This is a genomic window from Achromobacter sp. K91, assembly GCF_003576205.1.
Classification (GTDB): domain Bacteria; phylum Pseudomonadota; class Gammaproteobacteria; order Burkholderiales; family Burkholderiaceae_B; genus Achromobacter; species Achromobacter aegrifaciens.
The window spans coordinates 100369-115944 of sequence record NZ_QWFB01000020.1 but is presented as its reverse complement, the minus strand read 5'-3'; the positions used below and the strand labels follow the sequence as shown (position 1 = coordinate 115944).

At 67.0% G+C, this 15576-nt stretch carries 12 protein-coding genes and 1 tRNA gene; 5 read left to right on the top strand and 8 right to left on the bottom strand.

All coding sequences use genetic code 11. The features are described from left to right. Window positions 1–209 precede the first annotated feature (209 nt). Window positions 210–285, bottom strand: a tRNA-His gene (locus DXK93_RS05640). 184 nt (window positions 286–469) lie between these two features. On the opposite strand from DXK93_RS05640, the gene cls reads away from it, so the two are divergent. Next, window positions 470–1927 carry a cardiolipin synthase gene (gene cls, locus DXK93_RS05635; RefSeq protein WP_119449607.1) on the top strand — a complete coding sequence of 486 codons (1458 nt, stop codon included), beginning with the start codon at window positions 470–472 and terminating at the stop codon, window positions 1925–1927. 13 nt (window positions 1928–1940) lie between these two features. Here cls and DXK93_RS05630 read toward each other — a convergent pair whose 3' ends face one another. Then, on the bottom strand, window positions 1941–2369 hold the full coding sequence (locus tag DXK93_RS05630; protein ID WP_054453468.1) for a PaaI family thioesterase: 429 nt from the start codon (window positions 2367–2369) through the stop codon (window positions 1941–1943). Window positions 2370–2528: 159 nt separating this feature from the next. Between DXK93_RS05630 and DXK93_RS05625 the strand changes: the two genes are divergently transcribed. Continuing rightward, on the top strand, window positions 2529–3401 hold the full coding sequence (locus DXK93_RS05625; protein ID WP_119449596.1) for an NAD(P)-dependent oxidoreductase: 873 nt from the start codon (window positions 2529–2531) through the stop codon (window positions 3399–3401). Window positions 3402–3483: 82 nt separating this feature from the next. On the opposite strand, the gene DXK93_RS05620 is transcribed toward DXK93_RS05625, so the two are convergent. Next, on the bottom strand, window positions 3484–4746 hold the full coding sequence (locus tag DXK93_RS05620; RefSeq protein WP_054453472.1) for an MFS transporter: 1263 nt from the start codon (window positions 4744–4746) through the stop codon (window positions 3484–3486). Between the two features lie 272 nt (window positions 4747–5018). Between DXK93_RS05620 and DXK93_RS05615 the strand changes: the two genes are divergently transcribed. Beyond that, a complete protein-coding gene (locus tag DXK93_RS05615; protein WP_119449606.1) occupies window positions 5019–5903 on the top strand; it encodes a DMT family transporter in 885 nt (294 codons plus the stop codon). Here the strand turns inward: DXK93_RS05615 and DXK93_RS05610 are convergent. Then, window positions 5900–6388 (bottom strand): cupin domain-containing protein, encoded by a 489-nt coding sequence (locus tag DXK93_RS05610; RefSeq protein WP_054453474.1) that lies wholly within the window; start codon window positions 6386–6388, stop codon window positions 5900–5902. The two genes, DXK93_RS05615 and DXK93_RS05610, sit on opposite strands and share 4 nt — an antisense overlap. Before the next feature lie 52 nt (window positions 6389–6440). Continuing rightward, window positions 6441–7097, bottom strand: coding sequence for a GntR family transcriptional regulator (locus DXK93_RS05605; RefSeq protein WP_119449595.1), 657 nt, complete (start codon window positions 7095–7097; stop codon window positions 6441–6443). 174 nt (window positions 7098–7271) lie between these two features. On the opposite strand from DXK93_RS05605, the gene DXK93_RS05600 reads away from it, so the two are divergent. Next, window positions 7272–8246, top strand: a complete 975-nt coding sequence (locus DXK93_RS05600) for a tripartite tricarboxylate transporter substrate binding protein (RefSeq protein ID WP_054453478.1) — start codon at window positions 7272–7274, stop codon at window positions 8244–8246. A 25-nt stretch (window positions 8247–8271) separates the two neighbouring features. Continuing rightward, window positions 8272–9867, top strand: a complete 1596-nt coding sequence (gene ggt / locus DXK93_RS05595; protein ID WP_119449594.1) for a gamma-glutamyltransferase — start codon at window positions 8272–8274, stop codon at window positions 9865–9867. Here ggt and DXK93_RS05590 read toward each other — a convergent pair. The 3 genes from DXK93_RS05590 to DXK93_RS05580 are packed head-to-tail and all read right to left on the bottom strand — an operon-like array spanning window position 9849 to window position 15574. Then, complete coding sequence (locus DXK93_RS05590) at window positions 9849–11366, bottom strand: glycosyltransferase family 39 protein (protein ID WP_119449593.1); 1518 nt, start codon at window positions 11364–11366, stop codon at window positions 9849–9851. The genes ggt and DXK93_RS05590 overlap by 19 nt on opposite strands. Further along, complete coding sequence (locus DXK93_RS05585) at window positions 11357–12382, bottom strand: glycosyltransferase family 2 protein (protein ID WP_119449592.1); 1026 nt, start codon at window positions 12380–12382, stop codon at window positions 11357–11359. Before DXK93_RS05585 ends, DXK93_RS05590 begins: the two co-directional genes overlap by 10 nt. 21 nt (window positions 12383–12403) lie before the next feature. Then, window positions 12404–15574, bottom strand: a complete 3171-nt coding sequence (locus DXK93_RS05580; RefSeq protein WP_119449591.1) for a CusA/CzcA family heavy metal efflux RND transporter — start codon at window positions 15572–15574, stop codon at window positions 12404–12406. Window positions 15575–15576 lie beyond the last annotated feature (2 nt).

Sequence of the window (15576 nt, the reverse complement as noted above, 5' to 3'; positions counted from 1 at the left end):
AGATGTGTATAAGAGACAGGATGGAAAGTCTCGGGGCCTCGCCTTGCGGGTAGTCGTAGAAGCCATCTCCGGATGGCTTTTTCTTGACTGGAATTCAGCCCGCGCTTGCGGAGCAAGCGAAGCACAAGATGCGCCGAAAGCGTAAAGCGCCAGCAAATGAAAAAAGGCACTTCGCTTTCGCGAAAGTGCCTTATCTTCATTGAATTCTTTGGGGTGGCTGATGGGGCTCGAACCCACGACAACCGGAATCACAATCCGGGACTCTACCAACTGAGCTACAGCCACCTCTGATACTGCTTTTCTTCCTTGCCGCGCTGCTTTTGAAAGCTGCTCAACAACGAAGAGGCCGAATTCTAGCACGTTTTTTTAATCCGTGTGAAACCGGCCCTGCCGCCCCACTTGCCAGCGCGGGCCACCTTGCTATCCTTCGCCATTGATCATCTACGGAGGCCGCGCTTACGCCATCGCCATGGACCGCATACACGCAATCTTGATCGATTACTGGCCCCATCTGGTGTTTGCCATCAGCATCGTGGCCGGAACGGGCGCGGCGGTGCATGCCGCGATGACCAAACAGGACGTGCGGGCGGCCATAGGCTGGGTGGGGGTGGCGCTGTTTTCGCCGCTGTTCGGCGCGTTGTTCTATTTCGTGGCGGGCATCAACCGGATCCGCAAGACTCGGCTGTCGCAGCAGCGCGATGAGGCGATGGTGGTGGATGCGGAGCAGGTCGAGACTGCGCCGGTGGACGTGGCGCCGATCTCGGGCCAGCAGTTCGCGTCGCTGAAGGTGCTGGGCGACCGCGTCAGCCGCTTCCGCCTGCTGGGCGGCAACGCGGTGCGGCCGCTGGCCGGCGGTGACGAGGCCTATCCGGCGATGCTGCAGGCGATCCGCGAAGCGCGCCACGCGGTGGCGATGCAGAGCTATATCTTCGACAACGACGCGATCGGGCGGGAGATGGCGCAGGCGCTGATCGAGGCGCGCGAGCGCGGGGTCGAGGTGCGGGTGCTGATCGACGCCATCGGTTCCAAGTATTCGCGGCCGCCCATCGTGCGCATGCTGTCGCGCGGCGGGGTGCCGGTAGCGCGCTTCATGACCAATCCGCTGGGGGTGCTGCGCATGCCCTATGCCAACCTGCGCAGCCACCGCAAGGTGCTGGTGGTGGACGGACGCCTGGGCTTTACCGGCGGAATGAACGTGCGCGCGGCCTTCGTCAGCGCGCTGGCGGGCGATGGCACCAACCGCGATACGCACTTCCGGGTGGAAGGACCGATCGTGACGCAGCTGATGTCGGTGTTTGCGCACGACTGGAACTTCACGACGCACGAATCCCTGCCGGCCAGGCCCTGGTTCGATCCCGAGGCCTTGCCGCCGACGGGCGACGTGCCGATGCGCTGCGTGCCGTCCGGCCCGGACCGCGCGCTGGGCAGCACGCACAACATGCTGCTGGGCGCGCTGGCGGTGGCGCAGCGCCACGTGCGCATCCAGTCGCCCTACTTCCTGCCGGACCAGACGCTGATCGGCGCGCTGGCCACGGCCGCGCGGCGCGGCGTGGTGGTGGACATCGTGATTCCCGGGAAGAACAACCTGCGGCTGGTGGACTACGCGATGACGGCCCAGCTGGACCAGGTGGTGCGCACGGGCTGCCGGGTCTGGCGTTCGCATGGCGCGTTCGACCACTCCAAGCTGATGACGGTGGACGACGCGTGGGCCTATGTGGGTTCGTCCAACCTGGATCCGCGCAGCCTGCGGCTGAACTTCGAGCTGGATACTGAAATCTACGATCCCGGCGTGGCGAGCTGGATCGGCGCGCGGGTCGACGGCTTGATCGCGCAGGGCCAGCGCGAGACGCTGGAGAACCTGCTGCGCGCGCCGTTCGCCAAGCGCCTGCGCAACAAGGTGATCTGGCTGGCTACACCTTACTTGTAGACCCGCAGGAAGCTCAACCGTCGGAAGCCGGCGCGGGCGCGGCGCGCACCGCGAAGACCGCGTTGGCCTTGAGCATGACGCGGCCTTCGACCTGCAGCAGGCAGGTGGCGTAGATCAGACGGCGGCCCTGCTTGTCGATGCGGACATGGGCTTCGAGCCAGTCCCCGGGCTTGACCGGGTTCAAGTATTCCACCGACATCTGCACCGTGACCACCGAGGCCTGCGCCTGCTCGGCGATGGTATGGCCCAGCGCGCTGTCGGCCAGCGTGGCGAGCAGGCCGCCGTGGGCGATGGCGTGCATATTGGTGTGCGCCATCCCCACGCGCAGGGCCAGGACGCAATCGGCATCGCGCTTGTAGAGCGCGCCGAGGTCGGCCAGATGTTCCATGAAGGGGCTGCTGGGGCGCCAAGGCGCGAAACCGGAAGGAATGGAGTCTGTCATGCTCAAGCCTGGTTTTTTCACGCGGAATACCTCGAGTATCGCAAAGAAGTCTGCTGCCGGCACCGCTATCCGCAGACCTGTGATCGCGGCGCGGACGATCCGCAAGTCAGAGTAAGATTTACGCCATAACAAACCCCTACATGGCAGGAGCAGTGGAAGATGGCGAAAGTCGGCATGGTTGGTATCGGCCTCATGGGCCATGGCATTGCAAGCAATCTGGTCAAGCACGGGCACGCGCTGACCGTGCTTGAGCACCCGGGCAATCAGCCCCTGGACGCGCTGAAGGCCGCGGGCGCAACCAGCGTGACCGATGGCGCCACGCTGGCGGCCCAGTCTGACGTGATCATCCTCTGCGTTACCGGCAGCCCGCAGGTCGAGGCCGTGCTGCTGTCCGAGGGCGGCGTGCTGGCGGGCTTGCGTCCCGGTACGGTGATCATCGATTGCTCGACGGCGATCCCCTCTTCCACCGTCAAGGTGGCGCAGGCCGTAACGGAATCCGGCGGCCGCTTCCTCGATGCGCCGATGACGCGCACCCCCAAGGAAGCCGCCGAGGGCCGGCTCAATCTGCTGGTGGGCGGCGACGCCGCGCTGTTCGAGGAATGCAAGCCGCTGCTGGCCTGCTTCGCCGAGAACATCACGCACGCCGGCCCGATCGGCGCCGGCCATCGCATGAAGCTGCTGCACAACTACGTGTCGCTGGGCGTGGTCGCGCTGCTGTCGGAAGCCGCAGCTTGCGCGCTGCGCGCGGAGATCGATCCGGCGGTGTTCGCCGACGTGCTGGCCAAGGGCGGCGGCGGCGGCGTGGCGCTGGAACGCATCAAGCCTTACCTGCTGGAACAGGATCCGTCCTCGCTGCGGTTCTTCATGTCGAATGCGCAGAAGGATTTGTCCTACTACAACACCATGGCCGCGGAAACGGGCGCGGTACGGGAAATCGGCGCGGCCGTGCAGCACACGTTCGACCAGGCCGTCACTCAGGGCGGCGGCGACCGCTACGTGCCGGAACTGGTATCGCTGCTGAAGGACCGCTAGGACGGTCCTGGAGACCATCGCATCCGGCGTCACGGATGCGATGGCAAACGCTGCGGACGGCATCGCCCACAGTCCGCGGGGATCAACGGCCGGCCACCGCTACCGCGCGCGGCAGGCCCCGCGCCGGCAGGCGCAAGGAAATCAGGGCCGCCGCCAACAGCAGCGCGCCCGCTGCCCCGAAGGCCACCCAATGCGTGCCGAAGGTCTCATAGGCCCAGCCGCCCAGCCATGAGCTGATCATGCCGCCAACCTGGTGGCCCAGGTAGACCAGTCCATAAAGCACGCCCACCAGCCGCACGCCGTAGACGTCCGCAAGAATGGCCGACGACAGGGCGATGCTGCCAGCCCACGCGATGCCGCCCAGGGTGGCCGCGGCGTACAGTTCCCAATGCGCGCCCACCATGACCAGCGCGAAGAAACCCAGCCCGCGCACGAGATAGATCGCGGCCAGGATGGCGCGCCGTTCGACCTGGTCGGACATGCGCCCCAGCACCAGGGTGCTGAAGATGGCGACCAGGCCGATCAGGCCGATGCCCAGCGAACTGGTGGTGGCGTCAAAGCCATGGTCCATCAGCATGGGCACGCCGTGCGTGCCCAGCAGGTTCATGCTGAAACCACAGGCGAACAGGCCCAGCGCCACCTGCCAGAACGGCAGCGAGTTCAGCGCCGCGCGCACATTGGGCGCCGGCTGCTTCGCCGCAGCTTTGGCCGGTCCCGCCTTGTCGATGATCTGGTGCGGCAGCAGGTCGGTGTGCTCCGGCGCTTCATCGCGCATGACGAAGAGCGCCATCGGCACGGTCAGCAGCGCGAACAGCGCGGCGAAGCCCAGCAGCGTTTCCTGCCAGCCCACGGCCGAGATCGCGAAGGTCAGGGTCGGCGTCATCAGCGCGATGCCGGCCATGGAACCGGTGGACAGGAAGAACAGCGCCATGCCGCGCTGGCGCGTGAACCAGCGGCTGATCACCGGCGTCAACGCTACCGGGCTGGTGAAGCCCAGGCCGATGGACAGCGCCACGCCGAAGGACAGCAGGAATTCGATGGGGCCGCGCGCGTAGACCGTCCAGATGATCGACAACACGACGATGGCGGTGCCGGTCAGCAGCACGAAGCGGGTGCCGCGCGTGCCGACCAGATAACCTGCTACCGGCATGGCCAGCCCATAGCAGAGCATGCCGATCGCGACGATGCCGGACAGCGTACTGCGCGTGAAGCCCAGGGCGTCGGCGATGGGCAGGAAGAACGGCCCGACCCCCATGCGCAGGCCGACCGTCAACAGGGTGAGTACCGTAGCGGCGCCTACGATGTTCCAGCCGAAATACCAGCCGCCCGACTCTTGCTTCTCCACTTGCGCTTCTCCTCGATATCTTCTTGTGGCCGCTTGGCGCGCCCAGGTTCGCCAGCGCCGCCCAAAAAGGCGCGGCGGGAGCGGGAAGAACGAGGCGTGCACCGGCTTGTCGTCTCCGGCGGCCTGACGACGCCGGACGCGTCATATTACTCCTGGCTATATGCCTGCTCCGCCCGGAATCGGGGAATCTGTTCGGTGAGCGGTCACCGAAGCGCTGTATAGTGCTCGCCATTTCGTCGCGCCCGAAGCAGACCGTGAAGTCCAAGACCTCGATGTTCGCCCTGTCCCGCCAGGAAATCGCGCTGGTGCTGGTCACCATGCTGTGGGGCAGCACCTTCCTCATCATCCACATCGCCATGCAGCACAGCGGACCGCTGTTCTTCGTGGGCGTGCGTTTCACCATCGCCGGCCTGATGGCGCTGCTGATGTTCCGCAAGCACATGGCTGCGATCACCCGCCAGGAGGTCGGCGCCGGCATCGCCATCGGCTGCGCCCTGTTCCTGGGCTACTTCCTGCAGACCTACGGCTTGCAGACCATCACCAGCAGCCAGTCCGCCTTCATCACGGCGATGTACGTGCCCATCGTGCCGCTGCTGCAATGGGCCGTGCTGAAGAAGCCGCCAGGCCTGATGAGCTGGGTGGGCGTGGCGCTGGCCTTCGCGGGCCTGATCCTGCTGGCGGGTCCGCAGGCGGGCGCGCTGAATTTCAGCGTGGGCGAAGCGGCGACGCTTGCCGGGGCCGCGGCGATCGCCGCGGAGATCATCCTGATCGGCCACTATGCCAAGAAGGTCGACAGCCGCCGCGTCACCTTCGTGCAGTTGTTGACGGCAGGCCTGGTGTCGTTCGCGCTGATGCCCGTGATGGGCGAGGCGGTGCCCGAATTCTCATGGCTGTGGGCGGGCGCGGCCATCGGCCTGGGACTGGCCAGCGCCATCATCCAGCTGACCATGAACTGGGCGCAGAAGTCGGTGTCTCCAACCCGGGCCACCGTCATCTATGCCGGCGAGCCTGTGTGGGGCGGCATCGTGGGACGCCTGGCCGGCGACCGGCTCCCGGCGCTGGCGTTGGTAGGCGCCGGCCTGATCGTGGCGGGCGTACTGGCAAGCGAGGCCAAGTTCACCCGCAGGAAAAAACCGCAAGCACAGGGCGCCGACTAGCGGGCCAGGCGCGCGATCAGCCCGGCCTGCGCGGGGTACAGCCGTTGCAGGTCGGCGGCGTCGGCCAACTCGAACTCGCTGAACTCGAAGCCAGGCGCCACCGTGCAGCCGGCCAGCGCATAGCCGGCGGGGTCGGCCAATTCTGCCGCGAACCAGCTGCCGGCCGGCACGACCGCCTGGAACGCGGCCTCAGGGTCCTTCAGCGCGTCGCCCAGCCGCAGGCAGCGGTAAGCGCCGTCCGGCGCCAGCACATGGACAAGCAGCGCCCCGCCCGCATGGAAATGCCAGAGTTCGTCGGACCGGATGCGGTGCCAGGTCGACCAGGCGCCGTCGCATAGCAGGTAGTAGATGGCGGTGCTGGCCGAGCGGCGCGCGCCGTCGCCGCGCGTCACGGCATCGGCGGCGCGATAGGTTTCGCGGTAGTAGCCGCCTTCGGGGTGCGGCAGCAGGTCCAGGCGGCGGATGAGATCGGCGGATGCGGTCATGGCGGGACGGGCGCGTAGAGGATGACGCCAGTCTAGAGCAAAGCCGCGCGTCCTAGGCCGCCTGCTCCAGAAACGCCTGCAGGGCGGGCACCGTGTTCAGCACATGCTGGCGCATGGCCGCTTCGCAACGCGCCGGGTCGCGCGTCTGCAACTCGGCGATCAATTCCTGGTGCGATTCGCGCACGCGCAGGACGCGGCCGGGCTGGGCCACCCACAGGCGCATATAGGGTTCGACGACGGAATGCAGCTCCGAGATCTGGCGTAGCAGGCGCGGCTGCTGGCAGAAGCTGCACAGGTATTCGTGGAATTCGCGATGCGCCGTGATCCAGTCCAGGTGTTCGCCCGGCCCCTGCTCCAGCTGTTCCAGCAGCAGCGACAGGCGGCGGATGTGCTCGGCGCCCATGTGCAGCACCGCGTTACGCATGGCCAGGCCTTCCAGCACGGACCGCATTTCGAACACTTCCAGCATTTCCTGCTGATTCAGGCCGCGCACCACCGCGCCGCGGTTGGCGCGGATCTCGACCAATCCTTCCGAGGCCAGCCGGCGCAGCGCGCCGCGTACCGGCATGCGGCTGGTACCGATTTCGGCCGCGACCACCTCGGGCACCAGGCGCTGGCCGGGCGCGTAGCGGCCCAGGCGGATTTCGCGCTGCAGATGCAGGTAGGCCTCGTCTTCGGCGCTGATGGCTGTCTTTTGGAATTGCAGCATTGGAGTCCCGGGGCTAGGGCCGACGGATAGGCCCACGAAAGCCGCCATGATAGATAACCGCAAAAATAACACAAATTGGATCCAGTGATCCATGGATGCAAATCCTAATGGTCTTGCAGCGCCCGCTTGCGTCTAATCCCTGCACGCACTCCATAACGCGATCAAGGGGAATTCATGAAGTTTCGTTTCATCCGGGCGCTGGCAGGCGCCGCCGCCGTGGCCTTTGCCGCCCAAGCGGGCGCCCAGGCGACCGACTGGCCGCAGCATCCGGTGCGCATCGTCGTGCCCTTCCAGGCCGGTTCCGCCACCGACCTGATTTCGCGCCAGCTGGGCGCCGCGCTGTCGACGGAACTGGGCCAGCCCTTCGTCGTCGAAGCCCGTCCGGGCGCCGCGGCTGCTATCGGCAGCGCTTCGGTGGCACGCGCAACGCCCGACGGCTACACGCTGTTGATGGGCGGCCCCGCCGCCATCGTGACCAACCGCTTCCTGCAAAAGCGCCTGTCCTACGACCCCGACGCCTTCGCGCTGGTATCCATGGTGGCGTACACCCCCAACATCCTGCTGGCCAATCCGTCGCAGCCGTTCAAGACCTTGCCGGAAATGGTGGCCTACGCCCGCGCCAACCCGGGCAAACTGACCTACGCCTCGTTCGGCACCGGCACGACTTCGCACATGGCGGGCGAAATGCTCAAGTCCGTGGCCGGCATCGACATCCTGCACGTGCCGTACAAGGGCGCCGGCGAAGCCATCCCCGCGCTGCTCAGCGGCCAGGTCTCGATGTACTTCGACACCATCATGACCGGCCTGCCCCAGGCCAAGAGCGGCGCGCTGCTGGCGCTGGGCATGTCCAACGCCAAGCGCTCGGCGCTGGCGCCCGAGATTCCCACGATCGCGGAACAGGGCTACGCCGGCTACGACATCGCGCCGTGGTACGGTCTGGTCGCGCCCGAAGGCACGCCCGCTCCGGTGCTCGACAAGCTCAACCGCGCCGTCAACAAAGTGCTTGCCGATCCGGCGCTGCGCAGTAAGCTCGCGGAAGCTGGCGCGGAGCCCCGCGGCGGCAGCCGCGAGGAGTTCGCCGCCTTCATCAAGGCCGAAATCCCGCGCACCAAGCAGCTGATCGATCAGGCCGGCATCACGCCGCAGTAATTTTCACTACGAGTTCCCCGTTTCCATGTCCTTACCCTTCGATTGGTCTTTCCCCTACGCATCCCGGAAGATGCCGGTCCTGGCCGCCAACGCGGTCGCCACCAGCCAGCCGCTGGCGGCCCAAGCCGGGCTGCGCATGCTGCTGGCCGGCGGCAACGCCGTGGACAACGCCATCGCCACCGCCATCGCGCTGACAGTGGTCGAACCCGTCATGAACGGCATCGGCGGCGACATGTTCGCGCTGGTCTGGCATGACGGCCAGCTGCACGGTCTGAACTCCAGCGGCTGCGCGCCCGCCGCGTGGACGCCGGAGTACTTCGCCGGCCGCGACGCCATGCCCGGCACCGGCTGGGGCACGGTGACCGTGCCGGGCCAGGTCGCGGGATGGAAGGCGCTGTCGGAGCGCTTCGGCAAGCTGCCTTTCGCGCAGTTGTTCGAACCCGCCATCGCCTATGCCGAGGAAGGGTTCGCGGTATCGCCCACCATCGCCCGCCAGTGGGCCACGCAAGCACCCAAGCTGGCGCAGGAGCCAGGCTTTGCCGCCGCCTTCCTGCCCGAGGGCCGTGCACCGCAGGCCGGCGAATGGTGGCGCTTTCCCGCGCAGGGCAAGACGCTGCGCGCCATCGCCGAAAGCGGCGGCGAGAGCTTCTACCGCGGCGAGCTCGCCCGCAAGATCGCCGACTTCGCGCGCCAGACCGGCGGCGCGCTCAGTGCCGAGGACCTGGCGGAGCACCGTCCCGAATGGGTCACGCCAATCTCGCAATCGTTCCGCGGCTACGAACTGCACGAGATCCCGCCCAGCGGCCAGGGCATCTCGGCGCTGATGGCGCTGGGCATGCTGGAACAGTTCGACCTGGAAAGCATGGGCCGCGACAGCGCGGACTACTACCACGTCAGCATCGAAGCGATGAAGCTGGCGTTCGCGGACCTGCACCACCACGTCGCCGATCCGCGCCACATGCGCACCAGCGCCGCCGCCCTGCTGGACCGCAGCTACCTGGCCGAGCGCGCGCGCCAGATTTCCATGGACCGCGCCAGCGTGCCGGTCGCGGGCACGCCCGCCACCGGCGGCACCGTGTACCTGACGGCGGCCGACGCCAGCGGCACCATGGTGTCCTTCATCCAGTCCAACTACCACGGCTTCGGTTCCGGCGTGGTGGTGCCCGACACCGGCATCAGCCTGCACAACCGCGGCCTGAACTTCGTGTTGACGCCCGGCCACGCCAATCAGGTCGCGCCGCGCAAGAAGCCGATGCACACCATCATCCCCGCCTTCGTCACGCGCGGCGGCCAGCCGCTGATGTCGTTCGGCGTGATGGGCGGATCGATGCAGGCCCAGGGTCATCTGCAAATGGTCACGCGCCTGGCGGCGTTCGGCCAGAACCCGCAGGCCATGAGCGACGCGCCGCGCTTCCGCGTGGAAAAAGGCCCGGTGGTCAATGTGGAATCGCACTTGCCGGCGGACGTGGTCGACGCGCTGCGCGCACGCGGCCACAACGTCGCCGTGGCGCCCGCCGACAGCCTGGAATTCGGTTCGGCGCAGCTGATCTGCCGCCTGCCGCAAGGCGGCTACGTGGCGGCGTCCGACTCGCGCCGCGACGGTCAGGCCGTGGGCTTCTGAGTCTGGCCGGGCCCGGATCCAGGCCCGGCCCTTGACGATAAAGCCATCGCCGCCGGCCTCCGGCGGCGATCTGCCGGCGTACCGGCGATCACCAAGACGTAGCGCCGGCTGGTGTAGACCGGCTCAAGCTCCACTCCCGTCTGCTCGCGCACCCGCCGCAGATCCGCTTTTTCCACTGCCAGGAATACCCTGCCGTCCTTGGGCAATACGGCCTCCAAGCCTTCCAGCGGCACCCGTGCGGCCGCGCCCCGCGAGTAGTAGCGCGCCGAGAACGGCAGGCTGTCGACGAAGTAGAGCTTTTCGCCGGGCGCCATCAGCGCATCGGCCCGGGCGACAAGGTGTTTTTCCGTTTTGAGCCGCTCCGGCTTGGCCAGCAGCAAGCCGCAGAAAACAATCACCGCAATCGGCCCCAACGCCATGCAGGCCGTCGCCACGCGGGCTGGCGCCAGGGCGCGGGCGCGGCTCAGGCATGCGCCTATCGCCAAGGCCAGCGGCGGCAAGGCCGGCAGCGCGTAGGTCCACAGGATGTTGCCCGACAGGGTGAAGAAGAGCGGCGTGGCCGCGCCCCAGGCCAACAGATAGGTCCAGCGTGGCCGGCGCAGCCATCTGCCGGCCCGCCGCACCGGCCCGCGCCAGCGTCGGGCAAGCAGCCAGACGCCAAACACTCCCCAAGGCAACGACGCCACGATCCCGTCCAGCCAGATGGCGCCGTAGGGCCGGCTGTGCGCCGAGCCGTAGAGATCGCCGGTCCAGCCCGGATCCACGAAGCGCAGGACGTGCTCGCCTACGATGAAATACTGGATGAAGCCCGGCGTCTTGATCTCCGCCGCCACGTACCAGGGCAGCACCAGGACCGCCGTCATCACGCTTCCCGCTGCCCATGGCAGGCGCCGCAGGCTGGCCCGGACGTTCCCATGCCAGAGCATCCAGGGCACGATGGCGCCCGCCACCAACACCACGGCCAGCGGTCCCTTGGACAACAGGCCGATCGCCAGTCCCAGGAAAAATCCGTAGCGCCAGAACCCCGCCGCCGGCCCGCGCGCCAGGATGAATGACGCCATGCTCAGCGTGACGCCCAGGGCAAGGAACGGATCGGTCAACACTGCCCCGGCCGCGACCAGGGGCAGGAACATGGATGCGTACACCAGCACGGTCCATCTGGCGGCCTGTAGCGTAAACAGGCGGCGCCCCAGCGCATGAAGAATGGCAAGCGTCGCCGCCGTGGCCAGCAGCGACGGCAGCCTGATGCTGAATTCGCTCAACCCCAGCAACCGGATCGACAGCGCCTCGGCCCAGAACCCCAATGGGGGCTTGCCCCAGAACGGCACGCCCGGTGCGAACCAGGGCGTGATCCAGTCGCCCGCTTCCGCCATCAGCCTGGCGATCTCCGCATAGCGCGGCTCGGACGTGTCGGCGAATGGCACCAGGACCATCGCCAAGAGGCGCACGCCCAGTATCGCCGCCAGCCCGGCGGCCATGGTCCGCGCGCTCAGCTGCAAGCCGCATCCCTCCCATGGCCCGATGCCGCCATGCCCGCCGCTCCGCTGTGCTGCACGTCGCGCACCAGATAGACCGGCCGCTGCTTGCTTTCCATATAGGTCTTGCCCACGTACTCGCCCAACAGACCGATGGTGATGAGTTGCACGCCGCCCATGAAGGTCATCATCGCCATCAGCGAGGGGTAGCCGGCGACGTCATCGCCGAACATCAGGGTCTTGAAGATGATGGCGGCGCCGAAGACCGCGCCGCCCAGGGCCGCGGCCGCCCCCAGCCCCGTCGCCCAGCGCAGGGGCGCGGTGGAGAACGAGGTGATGCCTTCCATGGCCAGGCGGAACAGCGCCAGGTAGCTCCATTTGGTGACGCCAGCGGCGCGGGGCTCGCGGTCGTAATCGATGATCCGGGTCGGCATGCCCACCCAGGCGTACAGGCCCTTCATGTAGCGGCACCGTTCGGGCAGCTGCAGCAAAGCCGTCACGGCGCGCCGGCTCATCAGCCGGAAATCGCCGGTGTCGGGCGGGATCGCGGCCTTGCTCAAGCGGCTCAGCAGCCTGTAGTAGGCATAGGCGGAAAACCGCTTCAGGACGCTTTCCCCCGCGCGGCTGCGCCGCCGCATGCTGACGACGTCGGCGCCCTCTTTCCAGGCCCGCACCATGGCGGGGATGGCCTCGGGCGGATCCTGCAGATCGGCATCCAGCATGATGACCGCGGCTCCGGCCGCATGTTCTATCCCTGCTGTCATCGCGGCCTCCTTGCCGAAATTCCGGCTCAGCCTGACCAGCTTGATGCCGCGTTCCTCGCGCAGCAGGGTCTGCAGGTATTCGGCGCTGCCGTCGCTGCTGCCGTCGTCGACGAACACGATCTCGTAGGACAGCCCCAACGTCTTCAAGACCCGCCGCAGGCGTTCGTGGCAGGCCGGCAGCACCTCCATTTCGTTGAGGAATGGAATGATGACGGATAGCTGTATCGGGCTGATTGCGCCCAGCACAGCGATATCGAGATCGGGTCTGGCATTCATCGGATCGCCTCCGTAACGGACCTACTCCCGGGCCAAGGCCGGTTTCGACAGTTCAAGTTCGTCGGCGTCGTCGTTCCTGTGCGCCAGGCGGTAAAGGGCCGGCAGTACCAGCAGCGTGAGGATGGTGGAAGAGATGATGCCGCCGATCACCACGGTGGCCAGCGGACGCTGGACCTCGGCGCCCGTGCCGGTGGCGATCGCCATCGGCACGAAGCCCAGCGAGGCCACCAGCGCCGTCATCAGCACCGGACGCAGGCGCGTCAGCGCCCCGATACGCACGGCCTCGGCCACGGACTTGCCTTCCACGCGCAGGCCGCTGATGAACGACAGCATCACCAGGCCGTTCAGCACCGCTACGCCGCACAGCGCGATGAAGCCCACCGCGGCGGTTATGGACAACGGTATGCCGCGCATCCACAAGGCGATCACGCCGCCGGTCAGCGCGAAGGGGATACCGGTGAACACCAGCAACCCGTCCTTGACGTTGCCGAACATCGCGAACAGCAACGCGAACACCAGCACCAGCGCCGCCGGCACCACGATCTGCAGGCGCTTGGCCGCGGATTGCAACTGCTCGAAGGTGCCGCCCCAGGAGGTCCAGTAGCCCGCCGGCACCTGCACCTTTTGCCCGATGGCCACGGTGGCCTCGGACACGAACGTGCCCAGGTCGCGGCCGCGCACGTTGGCGCTGACCACGATGCGGCGCTTGCCGTCCTCGCGCGAGATCTGGTTGGGGCCCGGCGCCAGATCGAAGGTGGCGACCTCGCTCAGCGGGATGTAGGCGGCCTGCGCCTGCCCGTCCTGCCTGGGCAGGGCAATGGGCAGCTTCTTCAACGCGGACAGGTTCTCGCGCACGGTTTCGGGCAGACGCACCACGATGTCGAAGCGCCGGTCTCCCTGAAAAAAGGTCCCCGCCTCTCGACCTCCCACGGCGATGGCCAGCGTGTCCTGCACGTCCGCCATGCTCAGCCCGTAACGCGCGGCGCGGGCGCGGTCGATGTTGACCGTCAGCATCGGCAGCCCGGTGGTCTGCTCGACTTTCACTTCCGAAGCGCCCGGTATCGTCTGCAAGACCTCGGCGATCTCTGCTGCCGTACGATTCAGCACGTCGTTGTCATCGCCGAACACCTTCACCGCCACGTCGCTGCGCACGCCCGAGATCAGCTCGTTGAAGCGCAGCTGGATGGGCTGGGAGAACTCATAGTTGCTGCCGGGAACCTGGCTGGCTTCCTCCTGGATCGCCGCCAGCAGTTCGGCGCGGGTCTTCCTGGGGCTGGGCCACTGGTCCATCGGCTTGAGCATGATGTAGCCGTCGGAAATGCTGGGCGGCATGGCATCGGAGGCGATCTCCGCCGTGCCGGTGCGGGCGAACACGCGCTCGATTTCCGGGAACTTCTGCTTCAGCCTGGTCTCCAGTTGCTTCTGCATCTCGACTGACTGCGTGAGGCTGGTGCCCGGGATCCGCAGCGCCTGGATCGCCATGTCGCCTTCGTTCAGGTTGGGGATGAACTCGCTGCCCATGCGCGCCGCCAGCACCCCGCTCAACACCACCAAGACGGTTGCTCCCGCCAGGATCAGCGGCGTGCGGCGCAGCGCGACGTCGAGCAGGGGCTCGTAGCGGCGCTTGGCCCAGGCCATCAGGCGATTCTCCTTTTCGGAGACGTTGTTCCCCATGAACAGCGCCACGGCGGCCGGCACGAAGGTCACGGACAGGATCATCGCCCCCAGCAGCGCCAGCACCACGGTCAGCGCCATGGGATGGAACATGCGTCCTTCCACCCCGCTCAGGGCGAAGATCGGCAGGTACACGACCATGATGATCAACTGGCCGAACAGCAGCGGCCTGCGGGCCTCGCGCGCGGCCGCGAACACCTCGTGGAAGCGTTCGCTGCGCGTGAGCGGCCTGCCATGGTGCGCCCGCGCGTGGCTCAGGCGCCGCACGCAGTTCTCCACGATGACGACCGCGCCGTCGACGATGATGCCGAAGTCCAGCGCACCCAGGCTCATCAGGTTGGCGCTGACCTTGTAGGTCACCATGCCGGTGAAGGTGAACAGCATGGACAGCGGGATGATCATCGCCGTGATCAGCGCCGCGCGGATGTTCCCCAGGAACACGAACAGGATGACGATGACCAGCGCCGCGCCTTCCAGCAGGTTCTTCTTGACGGTGGCGATGGCCTTGTCGATCAGGGTGGTGCGGTCGTAGACCGTCACCGCCTGCACGCCCGCCGGCAGCGTTTTATTGATGGCTTCCAGCTTGACGGACACGGCTTGGGACACCGCGCGGCTGTTCTCGCCTATCAGCATGAACACCGTGCCCAGCACCACTTCCTCGCCGTTGCTGGTAGCCGCCCCCGTGCGCAGCTCGCGCCCGATGGACACCTCGGCCACGTCGCGTATCCGGATCGCCTGGCCCTCCACGGTTGCCAGCACCACGTCGCGGATGTCGTCCATGGACCGGACCTGCCCGGGCGCCCGGATCAGGTACTGCTCCCCCTTGCGTTCGATGTAGCCCGCACCGGTGTTGGCGTTGTTCCTGTCCAGCGCGGCCATGATGTCGGTCAGCGCCAGTCCGTAGGAGGCCAGCTTCTCGGTGCTGGGCGCTACCTGGTACTCCTTGGCATAGCCGCCGATGGCGTTGATCTCGGTGACGCCGGGAATATTGCGCAGCTGCGGCTTGATGATCCAGTCCTGGATCTCGCGCAGGTCCATGGGGGTGTAGGGTGTGCCGTCGGGTTTCCTGGCATCGTCCTGCGCCTCCACCGTCCACAAGTAGATCTCGCCCAGGCCCGAGGATATCGGCCCCATCATGGGCGTCACGCCTTCGGGCAAGTTTTCCTTCGCTTCCTGCAGGCGCTGGTTCACCAGCTGGCGGGCGAAATAGATGTCGGTGCCGTCCTTGAAGATGACGGTCACCTGCGACAGGCCGTAGCGCGATAGCGAGCGCGTCTGCTGCAACCCCGGCAGGCCGGCCATCACCGTCTCTATCGGATAGGTGATGCGCTGCTCGGTCTCCAGCGGCGAGTACCCAGGCGCCCCGGCATTGATCTGGACCTGGACGTTGGTGATGTCCGGCACCGCGTCGATGGCGAGCCGGGAATAGTTGTAGACGCCGATGGCGGCCATGCCCAGGGTGACGAACAGCACCAGCCAGCGCTGCTCAATAGCGAAACGGATCAAGCGTTCAAACATGT